At 70.4% G+C, this 15,008-nt stretch carries 13 protein-coding genes; 5 read left to right on the forward strand and 8 right to left on the reverse strand.

The window, feature by feature from the left end:
* Nucleotides 1–6: 6 nt before the first annotated feature.
* Nucleotides 7–1,419 (reverse strand): hypothetical protein, encoded by a 1,413-nt coding sequence (locus NE234_RS05605; protein WP_252777764.1) that lies wholly within the window; start codon nucleotides 1,417–1,419, stop codon nucleotides 7–9.
* Between the two features lie 197 nt (nucleotides 1,420–1,616).
* The gene (locus NE234_RS05610) at nucleotides 1,617–3,008 is read right to left on the reverse strand and encodes a glycosyltransferase family 2 protein (RefSeq protein ID WP_252777765.1); all 1,392 of its coding nucleotides are present in this window, start codon (nucleotides 3,006–3,008) and stop codon (nucleotides 1,617–1,619) included.
* A gap of 304 nt (nucleotides 3,009–3,312) precedes the next feature.
* On the opposite strand from NE234_RS05610, the gene NE234_RS05615 reads away from it, so the two are divergent.
* The gene (locus NE234_RS05615) at nucleotides 3,313–4,815 is read left to right on the forward strand and encodes a hypothetical protein (protein WP_252777766.1); all 1,503 of its coding nucleotides are present in this window, start codon (nucleotides 3,313–3,315) and stop codon (nucleotides 4,813–4,815) included.
* A gap of 46 nt (nucleotides 4,816–4,861) precedes the next feature.
* Here the strand turns inward: NE234_RS05615 and NE234_RS05620 are convergent, their stop codons facing one another.
* On the reverse strand, nucleotides 4,862–5,161 hold the full coding sequence (locus tag NE234_RS05620; RefSeq protein ID WP_252777767.1) for a hypothetical protein: 300 nt from the start codon (nucleotides 5,159–5,161) through the stop codon (nucleotides 4,862–4,864).
* Nucleotides 5,162–5,277: 116 nt separating this feature from the next.
* Nucleotides 5,278–6,114 (reverse strand): 16S rRNA (cytidine(1402)-2'-O)-methyltransferase, encoded by an 837-nt coding sequence (gene rsmI / locus NE234_RS05625; protein ID WP_252777768.1) that lies wholly within the window; start codon nucleotides 6,112–6,114, stop codon nucleotides 5,278–5,280.
* A 149-nt stretch (nucleotides 6,115–6,263) separates the two neighbouring features.
* On the opposite strand from rsmI, the gene NE234_RS05630 reads away from it, so the two are divergent.
* Nucleotides 6,264–7,823 carry a dolichyl-phosphate-mannose--protein mannosyltransferase gene (locus NE234_RS05630; protein WP_252777769.1) on the forward strand — a complete coding sequence of 520 codons (1,560 nt, stop codon included), beginning with the start codon at nucleotides 6,264–6,266 and terminating at the stop codon, nucleotides 7,821–7,823.
* On the forward strand, nucleotides 7,814–8,791 hold the full coding sequence (locus tag NE234_RS05635) for a magnesium transporter CorA family protein (RefSeq protein WP_252777770.1): 978 nt from the start codon (nucleotides 7,814–7,816) through the stop codon (nucleotides 8,789–8,791). The genes NE234_RS05630 and NE234_RS05635 overlap by 10 nt, the downstream gene beginning before the upstream one ends.
* Before the next feature lie 6 nt (nucleotides 8,792–8,797).
* On the opposite strand, the gene NE234_RS05640 is transcribed toward NE234_RS05635, so the two are convergent.
* Nucleotides 8,798–9,283 carry a Uma2 family endonuclease gene (locus NE234_RS05640; protein ID WP_308206844.1) on the reverse strand — a complete coding sequence of 162 codons (486 nt, stop codon included), beginning with the start codon at nucleotides 9,281–9,283 and terminating at the stop codon, nucleotides 8,798–8,800.
* A 158-nt stretch (nucleotides 9,284–9,441) separates the two neighbouring features.
* Nucleotides 9,442–10,371 (reverse strand): threonine/serine dehydratase, encoded by a 930-nt coding sequence (locus tag NE234_RS05645; RefSeq protein WP_252777772.1) that lies wholly within the window; start codon nucleotides 10,369–10,371, stop codon nucleotides 9,442–9,444.
* Nucleotides 10,372–10,592: 221 nt separating this feature from the next.
* Between NE234_RS05645 and NE234_RS05650 the strand changes: the two genes are divergently transcribed.
* Together NE234_RS05650 and NE234_RS05655 are read left to right on the forward strand one after the other, a co-directional pair.
* A complete protein-coding gene (locus NE234_RS05650) occupies nucleotides 10,593–11,171 on the forward strand; it encodes a luciferase domain-containing protein (RefSeq protein WP_252777773.1) in 579 nt (192 codons plus the stop codon).
* A 106-nt stretch (nucleotides 11,172–11,277) separates the two neighbouring features.
* On the forward strand, nucleotides 11,278–11,967 hold the full coding sequence (locus NE234_RS05655) for a response regulator transcription factor (RefSeq protein ID WP_252777774.1): 690 nt from the start codon (nucleotides 11,278–11,280) through the stop codon (nucleotides 11,965–11,967).
* A 155-nt stretch (nucleotides 11,968–12,122) separates the two neighbouring features.
* Here NE234_RS05655 and NE234_RS05660 read toward each other — a convergent pair whose 3' ends face one another.
* On the reverse strand, nucleotides 12,123–13,394 hold the full coding sequence (locus NE234_RS05660; RefSeq protein ID WP_252777775.1) for a sensor histidine kinase: 1,272 nt from the start codon (nucleotides 13,392–13,394) through the stop codon (nucleotides 12,123–12,125).
* Between the two features lie 71 nt (nucleotides 13,395–13,465).
* A complete protein-coding gene (locus NE234_RS05665) occupies nucleotides 13,466–14,974 on the reverse strand; it encodes an LCP family protein (RefSeq protein WP_252777776.1) in 1,509 nt (502 codons plus the stop codon).
* Nucleotides 14,975–15,008 lie beyond the last annotated feature (34 nt).

The raw sequence follows: 15,008 nt of genomic DNA on the forward strand, positions 1-15,008 counted from the left end.
CGCCGCTCAGTCGTCGAGCAGAGGCGACCGCGGCGGGAGCGGGTGGCGGCGGCCCATCCGCAGGTCCGCCACCGCGAGCGCGGCCGCGATGCAGGCGACCGGGACCACCGGCAGGACGTATCGGTGGTCGAAGTCCAGGACGGCCACCGGGAGCACCAGCAGCGCCGCCGCCGCGATCCAGGGCAGGCGGGCGCGCCGCCGTACGCCCAGGGCCCCGACGGCCAGGATCGCGGCCAGCACGGGACCGCGCAGGTAGGCCGGGTACTGGTACACGCGCAGGAACCCCGAGTACGGCTCGACGGAGCGATAGTCACCCGCCCCGGGGTCGTACGAGGCGAGGGCCCTCCTCGCCTCCGGGACGTCCGGCAGCGGCACCCGGCCCTTCGCGAAGCCGAAGGCCGGGGTCACCCGTTTCGGATGACGCGCCGGAGTCCAGTGGAACGCCAGCGACACGTCTCGCGCGACGTCGGCCGCGTAGTCGAGCGGCTGGGCGGCGATCGCGCGCAGCGCGAAGGAGCGTGCCACGTCGTTGGCGGCGGCCGGCCCACCGGGGAAGCGGTTGATCGGCGAGTCGGCCGCCCAGACGTACTCCCCCGCGGCGTCCTGGCGCGTCCCGGCCGGGCAGAGCCGGGCCTCCCGCTCGGGCGGGTGGATCACCCGGCAGTTCGCGAACGTCATGGTGCGCGCCCACAACGCGACGCCGTCGCCACCGGCGAGGGTGAACCGGCCGTAGACGGAGGCGTACCAGCTCGCGTAGAGCGCGATCGGGAGGACGCCGGCGGCCGCGGTCGCCAGCACGGGCCGCCGGCCGGTCCGGCGGACGACGAGATGCGCCAGGACCAGGAGGAACAGCGGCAGCGCGATCGTACGGGTCAGCGCCGCCAGGCCGAGCAGCGCGCCCGCGGCGGCGCCGGCGCGCGTGGCCGGTCCCGGCGACCACATCAGAACCGTGATCGCCGCGACGACGAGGAAGATGAACAGCGCGTCGGACAGCACCGCGTGTTCGAGCTGCAGGAACGACGCGTCGAACAACTGCGGGACGGCGGCGGCCGCCGCGCCCCAGGCGGGCAGCGAGTGCCGCCGCAGCACGGCGTACACCAGCATGCCCGTGGCCAGTCCGAGGGCGTGCTGCGTCGCCACGACGAAGGTGACGCTGTGGAAGGGCCGCAGCAGCGCGAGCAGGAACGGATAGCCGCTCGGCTGGAACCCCCACGAGGGGCGGGGGTGCGCGGCCAGGGACAGGTACGCGAAAGAGTCCCCGTAGTAGATCCGCGCCGGCCGGTAGCCGAGCATCGTGGTGATCCGCAGGCCGGCGGCGAGCGCGAGCAGGACCGCGAACGCCCCGTGCCCGCCGAGCGGCCGCCGGGGTGCCGAAGTGCCGTACGGCCGCGGTGGTGCCGGGATGAGCAGGTTCGTCACGGGGGCGCCCTCATCGATCGGTAATGATCAACTAGACGCTGAACATCGGTGGAGAGTTCGCTGAACGATGAAGAAAACGCTCAGCGACCGAGGACCCGGCGCATTTCGCCTGGACAGCCCCCCGACAGCCCCTCGGCAGCCTGGGGAGCCCAGGAAAAAGGCCCCGGTGGGTCACCGGGGCCTCTGGGCGGGTGAGGTCAGGCGGTCTTGTCGGCCGCGCCCTCGGCGCTCGCGCCGGCCTCCGCCGACACGGCCTCCGCCGGAACCGTCTCCGCCTCGGGCGTCTCGGCCGCGTCCTCGGCGGCACCGGCCGCGTCTCCGTCGGTGTCCGTGTCGTCGCGCGGGTCCGCGGGGGCCTCGGCGTCGAGCGCCTCGCTCCGGACCTTGTCCGCCGCGGCCTCGACCACGTCGGTGGCCTCGTCGACCACGTCGATCACGGGCGGGTGCGAGCGGCGGCGGATCGCGAGGATGCTCACGAACAGCGACGCGAAGATCATCTGGAAGCTCATGATCAGCGCGGTGGCCGACGGCACGACGATGCGCAACGCGTCCCGCGGGTCGAGCTCGCCGAAGCTGTGCCCCTGCCAGTGCGCCAGCGAGGCGACCAGCCCGACGAGACCGGCGAGCGCGAGCAGCCCGCCGACGACGAGACCGCGTTCCAGGCTCCAGCTGTCGATGACGCGCTGCACCCGTTTGTCATGGGGGAGGAAGCCCTCCTCCATGGCGTACACCTTGGTCAGCAAGGCGAAGATCACGGCCTGGAAGCCGATCACCACCGCCGCCGAGGCCCCGACGAGGGTGTCGACGTCGAACGCGACGTCGCCCACGTGGATCGGCCCGGTGGCCAGGGCGACGCCCGCGATGAGCCCGATGGCCATCATGAGCAGGCCGGGGATCAGGAACAGCCAGCGCGGGCTGTACAGGCACAGGAAGCGCAGGTGGCGCCATCCGTCGCGCCACGTGCTCAGGTGCGGCGGGCGCGACCGGCCGTCGGGCGACAGGGTCGTGGGGACCTCGCGGATGTCGTAGCCGGCGAGGGTGGAGCGGACCACCATCTCGCTGGCGAACTCCATGCCGCCGGTCTGCAGCTCCAGCCGCAGGATCGAGTCCCGCCGGAACGCCCGCAGCCCGCAGTGGAAGTCACCGATCTTGCTGCCGAAGAACAGCCGGCCGACGAAGCTCAGCACCGGGTTGCCGAGGTACCGGTGCAGCGGCGGCATGGCGCCGGGGGCGATGCCGCCCTTGAACCGGTTGCCCATGACGAGGTCGGCGCCGTCCCGCAGCTGCTCCAGGAACGGCATGAGGGCGGTGAAGTCGTAGGAGTCGTCGGCGTCGCCCATCACGACGTACGTGCCGCGGGCGGCGCGGATGCCGCCCATCAGGGCGTTGCCGTACCCCTTCGCGGACACCGGGACCACCCGGGCGCCCGCGTCGCGGGCGAGCTGCCGGCTGCCGTCCGTACTGCCGTTGTCGGCGATGATGACCTCGCCGTCGACACCGTGCTCGGCGAAGAAGCCGAGTGCCTTGCGAACACAGGTCTCGACGGTCTCGGCCTCGTTCAAGCACGGCATCACTACGGAGAGTTCCACGTCGTGTCCTCCATCACCCCACAGCACTGGCTTGGGGGCTTTTCGACTAACCTCGTCGTGTTCCGACAAGTGGCGCGTGTTATCCATGATGCCTGCCGACGAGCGACCGCGTGTTGCAAAGTCGCAACCTTTAACTCCACCTGGAGCACGGATGCGACGGCAGGCTGGGGATATCAGGATAGGGGCTGTGCGGTCCAGGAAGGTCGGTCCGGACTTGACGAACGCCGGAGAGCGGGGCGGGTCCACCGTCGTGACCAATACGCGTTCCGACGAGGAATCGCAGGTCACGACGGTTGACGAGAATGTGACGGAAAAGACGCCGGCCGTTGGTGGTTCCGGGCTGCGGGCACTCGTACGGCGGCACAAGATCTTCACCGTGGTGCTCGCGATCGGTGCACTGCTCCGGATGATCGCCACCCTGGGCTACCGGCCCGCGTCGTGGTTCAACGACTCGTTCGACTACCTGCACGTCGCGATGGCGCCGTACCCGCACCCGATCCGCCCCGACGGCTACTCCTTCCTGCTGTGGATCCTGAAGCCGTTCCACAGCTTCATGCTGATCGCGACGATCCAGCACCTGATGGGCCTGGCGTCGGCGGTGATGATCTACGCGTTGCTGCGCAAGAGGTTCGGCCTGCCGGCGTGGGGGGCGAGCCTGGCGACGTTCCCGGTACTGTACGACGGCTACCAGATCCAGCTCGAGCACCTGATCCTGTCCGACACGATGTTCGGCTTCCTGCTCGTGTCGGTCGTCACGCTGCTGCTGTGGCACGGACGGGACCTCACCTGGAAGACCGGCGCCCTCGCGGGGCTCCTGCTGGGGCTGGCCACGCTGACCCGTTCGGTCGGCACGCCGGTCCTGCTGGCGGTGGTCGTCTACTTCCTGGTGCGGCGGATCAAGTGGCGTGTGATCGTCGCCACGGTCGCGGTGTGCGCGCTGCCCCTCGCCGCCTACGCCGGTTGGTTCTGGTCGTACTACGGCAAGCCGGGCATGACGATGAGCAGCGGCGTCTTCCTGTACGCGCGGGTGTCGGCGTTCGCGGACTGCAACAAGATCAAGCCGCCGGTGACCGAGTACGCCCTGTGCAAGAACAACAAGACCTCGCACACGCCGCTGGTCTTCTCCCAGGACGCGATCTGGAACCGCAACTCGCCGTTCCACCGGATCCCGGATCAGCGCTTCACCAACGACCAGAATCAGCTCGCCAGCGACTTCGCCAAGCGGGCCATCATCGCGCAGCCCTTCGACTATCTGCGGGTCGTCGGAAAGGACTTCCTCTTCACGTTCCGGTGGAAGCGCACCGTCTTCCCGGACCGCGCGACGTACGAGATGTACCAGTTCAGCAAGAAATCCGCCGCGTTGCCGACCTGGCGGATGAGCAGGGACCGTACGGCGGCGTCCGAGGCGCACACGTACGAGCAGGGCAACGCCCGGACGAAGATCGTCGATCCGTGGGCCACGACCATCCGCACCTACCAGCGGTTCGTGCACCTGCCCGGCACGCTGCTCGGCGGAATCCTGATCGTCGGCCTGGCCGGGCTGATCCCGCTCTGGCGGCGGTGGGGCGGGGCGGCGCTGCTGCCGTGGGTCACCGCGACCGGGCTGCTCCTGGTGCCGCCGGCCACCGCCGAGTTCGACTACCGGTACGTCCTGCCCACCGTGCCGCTGGCCTGCATGGCAGCGGCGATCACCTTCTCCGGCGAGCCCCGCCGGAAGCTGGCACGGCTCGCCCGTACGGTCCTGCGCCGGGGCGGCGGGACGGACGCGGAGGGCACCTCGTCGTCCGGCGACGCCGTACCGGCGTAGGGCGTGCCCCGGCCCGTACGGGACCGGGAACACGCCCGGCGGCCGATCAGTAGGCGTGGAGCCTACGGCACTTGAAGATCATCTCCAGTTCGGCGTAACGGTGGGGCGGGACGGCCTGGCTCCGCGGCCGGCCCGGCGGGAGGATCTTGACGTCGTACGTCCCGCAGGACGGGCAGTACAGCTCCGCCCACGGAGAGGTGCAGCGCTGACCGTTGCGGCGGTAGTAGACGACCTCACCGCCGTGTCCGTCGGCGCAGTGACCGACCTCGAATTCGACGTGCCATTCGAGCAGGCAGGCCAGACATTCGTACGTCCACGTCTCACTCGAGATCATGGATTCGTGCATCGGCGTCACCCCCGGGGGAATCGGCGTACACGCGTGGAATACGCACCGAAGTCATCTTCCCCGCCAAGTGGTGCTTTCGATGGAGACGCCGCCGCAAAATTAAGTTCAAATGAGGGTCAATGATCCGCTTTGTAGGCAATGACCGCGTCATAGAGTTCTCTTTTCGGAACTCCGTGCTCCCGCGCCACATCGCCGATCGCCTGCTTGCGCGGGGTGCCCTCCCCCACCCGGCGCTCCACCTCCGCCGCGAGGTCCCCCACGTCCACCTGCTCCGTTCCCTCCGGAGCCCCGGCGACGACCACCGTGACGTCTCCGCCCACCCCGCCGGCGGCCCACGCGGCGAGCTCCCCCAGCGGACCGCGCCGCACCTCCTCAGGCGTCCCGGCCGGTTCGCGGCGGACGGCGGCCGGGCGATCGGCCCCCAGCGCCTCCGCCATCGCCTCCAGGGTCCCCGCCAGCCGGTCCGGCGTCTCGGAGAACACCATCGTGCGCGGCTCGTCGGCGAGGGCGCGCAGCCGCGCGGCGCGCTCCGCGTCCTCGGACGGCAGGAACCCCTCGGCGCAGAACCGGTCCCCGGGCAGCCCGGAGACGACGAGCGCCGTCGTCACCGCCGAGGGACCGGGCAGCACCGTCACCGGCACCTCCGCCTCCACCGCCGCCGCCATGAGGCCGTACGCGGGGTCGGAGGCGCCCGGCAGGCCCGCGTCGGCGACCACCAGCACGTCGCGGCCCGCGCGGAGCTCGTCGAGGAGCCCGGCCTCCCCGGCGCTCCCGTTCGCGTCGCGGTACGAGACCACCCGGGCGGACGGGGAGACCCCCAGGTCCGCGGCGAGCCGCCGCAGGCGCCCGGGGTCCGCCGCGGCGATGACGTCCGCCTCGGCCAGCGCCGTGCGCAACCGCGCCGACGCGCCTTCCGCTCCTCCGGTCGGTGCGGCCAGTGTCAGCGTCCCCATGTTCTCCACGCCCCCATCTTCGACGGTTCCGTGCGCCGCTCGTCCGGGCGGGCCCCCTGCGGACGGCGAATGCGTCGTTACGAATCGTTTCTGACGGTGAAGTGCACGAGCTCCACGGCTTCCGCCCGTACGATGTCGGGGTGGTGGCGATGACGGGAATCGAACCCGAGACACGGCCCGAGCAGGGAAGAAGGCCACTGTCGTTGCGTCAGTGGCTCACCCCGGACATGCCCGGCAGCAGACTCATGGGGTGGGTCGGCCCCCTGCTCGTGACCCTGTTCGCAGGCGTCCTGCGCTTCTGGCACCTCGGCAGTCCCAGAGCCGTCATCTTCGACGAGACGTACTACGCCAAAGACGCGTACGCGCTGACGAAGTTCGGTTATGAGCACAACACGGTCAAGGACGCCGACAAGCTCCTGCTGCAGCATCCGCCGAACCTCCACATCTGGGCGGACGGTGGAAGTTTCATCGCGCACCCGCCCGCCGGGAAATGGCTGATCGCCATCGGGGAGTCCATCTTCGGCATGACGCCGTTCGGCTGGCGTTTCTCCGCCGCCCTGGTCGGCACCCTGTCCGTGCTGATCCTGGCGCGGGTCGCCCGGCGGATGACGCGGTCGAACCTCCTCGGCACGGCGGCCGGCCTCCTGCTCGCCCTCGACGGCATGCACCTGGTCACCAGCCGGACCGCCATCCTCGACGTCTTCGTGATGTTCTGGATCCTGGCCGGGTTCGCCTTCATCGTCATCGACCGGGACGTCTCCCGCGCCAGGCTCGCCCGTAAGATCGCCGAACGCGGCGAGGACGGCGGCCTCGGCCCGTTCGTCATGCACTGGTGGCTCATTCCCGCCGGCCTCTGCCTGGGCACGGCCACCGCCACGAAGTGGACCGGGCTGTACTACATCGCGGCGTTCGGGCTCCTGGTCCTCGTATGGTCGATGGGCGCCCGCCGGGCCGCCGGAGTGCGCCGCCCGTACGCCGGTGCGTTCGCCTTCGAGGCCGTGCCGGCCTTCCTGTCCATCGTCGTCCTCAGCCTGATCACCTATGTCGCCTGGTGGAGCGGCTGGATCTTCAACGCGGGCGGCTGGGGCCGCGGCCGCGTCGCCTCCAACCCGGTGACGGCGTTCTTCCAGGCGATGCCCCGGCTGTGGGACTACCACCAGCAGATGTGGCACTTCCACACCACCCTGTCGGCCCACCACCCCTACCAGTCCTGGCCGTGGAACTGGCTGATCCTCAAGCGGCCGGTCTCCTTCTACTACACCCAGCCGACCGGCTGCGGAGCCCCCACCTGCTCGCGCGAGGTGCTCGACATCGGCACTCCCGCCATCTGGTGGGTCTCGATCGTCACGATGCTCATCGTGGCCGCCTGGTGGCTGGTGCAACGGGACTGGCGCGCGGGCGCCACCCTCCTGGGCTTCCTCGCGGGCTGGGTGCCGTGGTTCTACTACGGTCTGAACCACCGCACGATGTTCCTGTTCTACGCCACGCCGATGCTGCCGTTCATGGTGCTGTCCATCGTGCTGGCGCTCGGCCTGCTCATCGGTCCCGCGACGGCGCCACCGGCCCGCCGGGTGTTCGGCTCGGCGATCGCGGGCGCGTACGTCCTGACCGTCCTGGCCAACTTCTACTTCTTCTATCCGGTGCTGACGGGACACGTCATGTCGTACGAGTCCTGGCACTCCCGCATGTGGCTGGTCTCATGGATCTGAAACCCCGGACCCGGGTCTGGCGCAACGGCCGGCTGGAGAAGGAGGACTTCCCCGCCGAGCAGATCAGTGACTACCTGGCCGAATCCGACACGGTCGTCTGGCTCGACCTCTGCGCGCCCGACTCCGAGGGCCTGGCCCTCATCAGCGAGGAGCTGGGTCTGTCGCCGCTCGCGGTCGAGGACGCCGTCAGCGGTCACGAACGCCCCAAGCTCGACCGGTACGACGGCCACCTGTTCCTCAACGCGTACGCCGTGCACCTCACCGACGACGGCACCGGCCTGGACAAGCACGAGATCTCGGCGTTCATCACCGACCGGGCGCTCGTCACCGTCCGCATGGACGAGGGGTTCGACCTCGACGCGCTGCTGAAGCGCTGGGACGGCTCGTCCGACCTGGCGCAGTACGGGGTCGCCTACCTCCTGCACGGCCTGCTCGACCTGATCGTCGACGGGCACTTCGAAGCGGTCCAGGCCCTCGACGACAAGATCGACGATCTGGAGAGCGATCTCTTCGCGGACCGCATCCCGCCCGACACCCAGCAGCGGAGCTACCGGCTGCGCAAGAGCCTCGCCCTGCTGCGCCGGGTCGTCCTGCCGATGCGGGAGGTCGTCAACACGCTCCTGCGCCGCGACCTCGAGGTCATCCCGGCGCCCATGGCCCCGTACTTCCAGGACGTCTACGACCATGTGCTGCGCGCCACCGAGTGGACCGACAGCCTGCGCGACATGGTGACGAGCCTGCAGGAGACGCGGATCGCCATGCAGGGCAACCACCTGAACCTGGTGATGAAGAAGCTCACCGGCTGGGCCGCCGTCATCGCCGTGCCCACCGCCATCACCGGCTTCTACGGCGAGAACGTCCCGTACCCGGGCTTCGGCAAGCACTGGGGCTTCGTGACGAGCATCGTCGTGCTCCTCGTCACCGGCGTCGCCCTCTACGCCGTCTTCCGCAAACGCGACTGGATCTGAGCCCCCTCAGAGCCGGTCGGCCTCCGTCAGGTCGATATCGATGGCGAACGGGACGGTCAGCTTCAGCCGATCGTGGTGGATTCCGGTCAGCGCGTAGGAGTTGGTTGCGGGGTCGCGTTCGTACACGCAGACCGTCGGCCGTCCCCCGGTCCCCTCTACACGCCAGAAGTGTGGAATCCCCGCCTCTGCGTACAACTGCGGTTTCCGCCGCCGGTCGCGCTCGGCGGATCCCAGAGAGACCACCTCACCGACGAGCACGACGTGCTCCGGCCGATAGGTCGTCTGATCCATGCCGACATCACCCTCCGGGCGAACGACCAGGATGTCGGCCTCCGGTCGCTGCCGCATGCCGATGGTGACCGTCATTCCCTGGCGTACTCGCAGGTCCGGCGAGGCCAGCCGTCGCAGTTCCATCACGAGATGCGAGATCGTCACCATGTGGAACTGGGTCTGGGGCCAGTCCGACACGAGGCGGCCGTCGACGAGCTGCATGTGAGGCGGCAGATCCGGGGTCGAGTCGAGGTCATCTGCGGTGAAATATCCCTCAGGGGGGAGAGGACACAGGTCTCTGCCCAGCTCTTCCGACATGTCTCCAACCCGGCCTCCGAGTGACCATTTCGACGGCCACGTTACCGATTATCACTGCATGATCACAGGGCTTCACGGTGTGTAAGGTCGGCGAGATCCGTGTTCGCGCCGCAGCAGATGAGGGCGAGGCGCTCGCCCGGGGCGGGGCGGTAGGCGCCGGTGAGGAGGGCTGCGTACGCGGCGGCGGTGCCGTGCTCCAGGACGAGGTGGTAGCGCCGCCACAGCTCTCGCCGGGCGGTGACGACCTCCTCGTCCGGCACCAGGACGGATGTCACGCCGGTCCGGCGGGCGACGCCGAAGGCGATGTCACCGACCCGGCGGGCGCCGAGCGAGTCGGACGCCACCCCGGAGACCTGCACGTCGACCGGTTCGCCCGCCGCGAGGGCGGCGTGCAGGGACGGGCAGCCGTACGGCTCGACGGCGACCACGCGGGACCGGCCCTCCAGCGCGGCGGCGATCCCGGCCATCAGCCCGCCGCCGCCGACCGCGACGAGGACGGTGTCGACCCCGCCGGTCTGCTCCTCGAGTTCGAGCGCCAGCGTGCCCTGGCCCGCGCATATCTCGGACTGGTCGTACGCGTGGCAGAAGAGCGCGCCGGTGTCCGCCACGCGCTTGGTCGCGGCCTCGTACGCCTCGGCGTACTCGCGTCCCACCTGCACGACGGAGGCGCCCAGGGCCTTCAAACCGGCCACCTTGACGGCGGGCGCGGTCTCCGGGACGTAGACCTCCGCCGGGACGCCCAGCTCGCGCGCCGCATAGGCGACGGCGAGGCCGGCGTTGCCGCCCGACGCCGCCACCACGCCCGCGTCCGGGAGGCCGCCCTGCTCGGCGGCCGCGAGGATCCGGTTGAACGCCCCACGGGCCTTGAACGATCCGGTGTGCTGCAGCTGCTCCAGCTTGAACCACCGCTCGCCGTCGTCGAACACCGGAGTCGTACGGACCCGGGAGCCGATGCGGGCCCGAGCCGCTTCCACGTCGCTGCGAGAGATCACCCGTCCACCGTACGGCCTTCGTGCAGGGATCTTCCGCCGGCCGTGGGCCGTACGTCCCGTCGGCGGAAACGACCGGTGTGCATCGCGGTGGTGGCGGGAAGAGGAAGAGAACGGTAAATCGATTGATAACGATTGAGGCGCGGGCCCTTATGAGAAAGGCGGCAGCACGGGATCCTGGGGCCGTGACGGGCCCTCCGAAGAACCGGAGCACAGCCGAACGAGTGGCCGCACAATTGGCGACCTGGCCCGGGCTGGCCACCGGTCGACCGTCGTGCGGCGCCGGTCGCGGTTTCGCATACCGCGGCACCCAGATCCTCCACCTGCACACCGGAGACGAGGCCGATCTACGGCTCACCCGATCGTTCATCGAGCGACTCGACCAGGTGCTGGCCGAGTCCGGGCAGATCGTCGTCCGGCCGGGCGACGACTGGGTGACCGTGCGTCTGGACACCGACACCGCGGGCTCGTTGCTCATCAGCCTGATGAGCCTGGCCATCCAGGCCGCCGGAGATCAGACGTCACCGACCCGCCCGTGTACCTGGGAACGAACCCGACGCAGCGAGCGGAGTGGGCGGCCAAGGGCCGAGACCACCCGCGAAGCGAGTGCGGAGGGTGAACGACCCGCCGACACGGAGCGAGACCGGCACGGCGAGCAGAGTGGGCGGTCGGGCGACGCGTCCGGCCCGGACAGCCCACGGTCTGCCGGCGCGGAGAACGACGAAGGGACATTAACGGCCGGGGCGTCGGAACGTTCCCTGACCCGGCCGCTGCGTCGGGTGCGGCCGCTGCGCCAGCGGTAGAGGCGGGAGGACGGGCGCTCCCGGCGATCGACGATCGCGCCGGCGAAACGGACACTTCCCTGCTTCCCGTGACGACCATCTGCGAAGGGTCCCTAGGATCGGGCGTGTGACGCGGGAACGCATCCTGGTGGTGGAGGACGATGCCATCATCGGGTCCGAATTGCTGAAGGCACTGTCCGCAAGTGGGTACGAAGCGGGCCTGGCGGCGACCGGCGCGGACGCGCTGGCGGACGTGGGCGCGCATCCACCGGATCTCATCCTGTTGGATCTCGGCCTGCCGGACATCGAGGGAGTCGAGCTGTGCCGGCGGCTGCGGGCGGAGCTCCCCCTGACCGTCATCGTCGTGCTCACCGCCCGGACCGAGGAGTTCGAGGTGGTCGTCGCGCTGGACGCGGGCGCGGACGACTACCTGACCAAGCCCTTCCGGCTGACCGAGCTCGTCGCTCGGATCCGCGCCCATCTGCGCCGCCGCGCCGTCGAGCCGGGCGACCGCGTGATCAGCGTCGGCCGGCTCCGGCTGGACCTGCCGGCGCGGCGCGTCCACATGGCCGGCACCGAGGTGGTGCTGCGGCCGAAGGAGTTCGACCTGCTCGCGGCGCTGGTGACGCGTGCGGGCGAGGTCGTGACCCGGGAGCAGCTGATGGACGAGGTCTGGGACGAGAACTGGTTCGGCCCGACGAAGACGCTCGACGTGCACGTCTCGACGCTGCGCCGCAAGCTCGGGCCGTACGGGCAGATCACCACGCTGCGCGGGCGCGGCTACCGGTACGAGCGCGAGATGGCCGCGGAGGCCTGAGCGCCGCGCGGCGTGGTCGCGGGACCGTGTCGCGCGGCGTGGTCGCGGAGGCGCGTCGCGCGGCGTGATGGTGGAGGCGTGTCGCGCGGCGTGGCCGCGGAGGCCTGAGCGCGGCGCGCGGCGTGGTCGCGGAGACGTGAGCGCGTCCGTGCCCGTCAGTCGGCGGAGCGGTAGTCGCTCGTCGGCAGGAGCAGGCTGAAGACCGGGGGCGAGGGTCGCCGCAGGACCAGGCGGCCTCCTTCGGCCTCGGCGAGCGAGCGCGCGAGGGCGAGGCCGATCCCGTGCCCGTCCGCGGGGCCGCGGAAGACGTCGGCGCCGTCGGGGATGCCCGGCCCTCCATCGCCGACCTCGATGGCCAGTCCCTGGCCGACGTCGACCGCCGACACGGTGATGGGCGCCTTGCCGTGGGTGACGGCGTTGTCGACGAGGACGTTGACGATCTGGCGTACGGCCGACAGCGAGGCGCGGACCTCGGGCAGGCCCGGCTCGATCCGCACCGTGACGTCCGTACGGGCGCGGATCTCCGCGAGCAGCGCGGGCACGTTGAGCACTCCACGGTCGGCGGGGCTGCCGCGCGAGAGGCGTACGAGGTCGTCGATGATCTCTTGGAGGTGTTCGCCGCGCTCGATCGCCGTGCGGATGACCGCCCGCGGGTCCTCCCCCGTCAGGCCCGACTCCAGGCCGAGGAGCAGCCCGGTCAGGGGGGTGCGCAGCTGGTGGGAGACGTGGGCGCTGAACGCGCGCTCGCGTTCGAGCAGTTCGCCGAGGCGCCGGGCGGTCGCTTCGAGGGCCTGGCTGGCGGCGTCCGCCTCGCGGACGCCGACGGACCGGGCCCGGATGCTGAAGTCGCCGCTGCCGAGCGCCTGGGCGTCCCGCGTGAGGCCTTCGAGCGGTGCGGCGAGCCGGCCCGCCTGGCGCCGCGCCACCACGGTGGCGAGCCCGACGACGAGGATGGCGAGCGCGACCATCAGCAGCCAGGCGCGTTCGACCCGGCCGCTGATGTGCTTGTACGGGGTCGCCACCCGGACGACGGCGACGATGTTCTCATCGGAGGGCACGGGCGCGGACACGGCGAGCAGACCGTTCTCCACCGCCTCGTGGACCCGGCCGTCTCCGGCGGCCCCCGCGACCGGCGAGTTGCTCGGGCCGCGGCCCGTGACGCGGTCGCCGTCGAGGTCGTAGATGCCCACGCTGAGGTGCCGGGACATGCCGGTGGGCAGCGTCACCGGCTTCGGGCGCCGCGCGATCGTGTCGGGCACCGCCGCCGAGATCCGCGTCGCGTCGCGTTCGAGCGACTTGATCGCCTCGTCCCGGTACAGCCGCTGGAGCGCGATCGCCAGCGGCATCGCGAACAGCACGACCGCGAGGGCGGCCACGCCGACGATCGCCACGAGCACGCGCCGGCGCAGCGGGGGGATGCGGGTCATTCGCACATTGTGCATCGTCAACGGTGATGTCCTGGCCGGTCCGACGCCCCTGCCCGGGGCGCCGGGGCGGGTCAGCCGCAGACGTTCTTGAGGGAGACCGAGCCGTTGGAGGCCGTCGTACCGGCCGTCGGCGAGGTCGTCGGCGAGGTCGTCGGCGTCTTCTTCCTGTGCCGCTTGACGGTCGGGCTCGCACTCGGCTTGTGCGGGTTCTCGCTGTCGGCGATGGCGTTGGCCGCCGTCCGGCGCATCACCTGGATGATCGTCGCGTCCGCCCGCCGGTCGGTGTGGAATCCGGGGATCTTGTCCGGGTTGTAGGTGAGGCTGGTGATGTCGGCGCCGTGCTTGACGGTGCCGGACAGCTTCACCAGGGCGGGCAGCAGCGCCGACGGGATGTTGGTGTAGATCGTGTTGGTCGCGGCTTCGGCGAGCTTCTCGAAGTGGGTGACGACCTTCTGCGGATCGGCCTGCTCGGCGATGTCCTTGAGCAGGCACTTCTGCCGGTCCATGCGGTGGAAGTCGTCGTCGGCGTGCCGGCTGCGGCCGTACCAGAGCGCCTGCTCGCCGTTCAGGTGGTGGGTGCCCGGCTGCAGGTATCCGGACGGCGGGATGCCCCGCTCCGGCTCCCCGCCGATGGGCAGCCGCTTCTCGATGTGGACCGTGACACCGCCCATGGCGTTCACGATGTCCTTGAACCCGGACAGGTTCACCAGCACGTAGTAGTGGATCTTCAGCCCCAGGAGGTATCCGATCACGTCTTCGAGCAGGTGGGGTCCGCGTTGGCCCTTCTCGTAGCCCGGCTCCAGTTCGGGGTGCTTCTCACCGTAGAGGTACAGCTCGTTGAGGAGGCCGCAGTCTCTGCCGACCACACCGCATCCGGCCTCGCCCGTGTAACCGTTCGGGAATCGCGATCGGAACTGGGGTGGCATGTCGAACCCGTACAGCCCGCGCGGGATGCTCAGCATGACGGTGTTGCCCGTCTTGGTGTCGATGCTGGCGACCGTCATGCTGTCGGTACGGATGCCGGTACGGTCCTTGCCGCCGTCACCGCCCAGCAGCAGCACGTTGAGCCGCGGCAGGTTCTTCCACGGATTCGCCGCGTTCACCTTCGGACCGGACTTGTCGCCACCGGGGAAGATCTTCGACAACGTGTCCCGCAGCACATAGGTGGTGTTCGCCGCGTACACGAACGGCGTGCAGATCAACAACGACAGCACCACGACCAGCGTCGTCGACGCCACCCGCATCGCCGCCGGCAGACCCACCGGCCGCACCACCTGGTACGACCGGATCACCACCGCGGCCCACACCAGTGCCAGGGCCAGCAGCACGGCGATGATGACGTTCAGCCAGGTGTTCTGGACGACGAGCTGTTTCAGCTGGTCCTGGAACAGCTCGCCCGCCGTCGCCGCGCCGCCTATGAGCAGCACCAGAAGACCCATCAGGGCGAATCCGGCGGCCCGGCGACCGGCCGCCACGTGAGCGACCCCCCACACGACCGCGGAGGCGAGGGTCAGCCCCAGCGCCCGCCAAAGTCCGCCGACCGGAACGGACCGGTGCCCTCTCGTCTGACCCGGTGCCATGACTCTCCCGCCTCTGTCACGGACGCCGCTCCGC

The sequence above is a fragment of the Actinoallomurus rhizosphaericola genome (assembly GCF_024055675.1).
Taxonomy (GTDB): domain Bacteria; phylum Actinomycetota; class Actinomycetes; order Streptosporangiales; family Streptosporangiaceae; genus Actinoallomurus; species Actinoallomurus soli.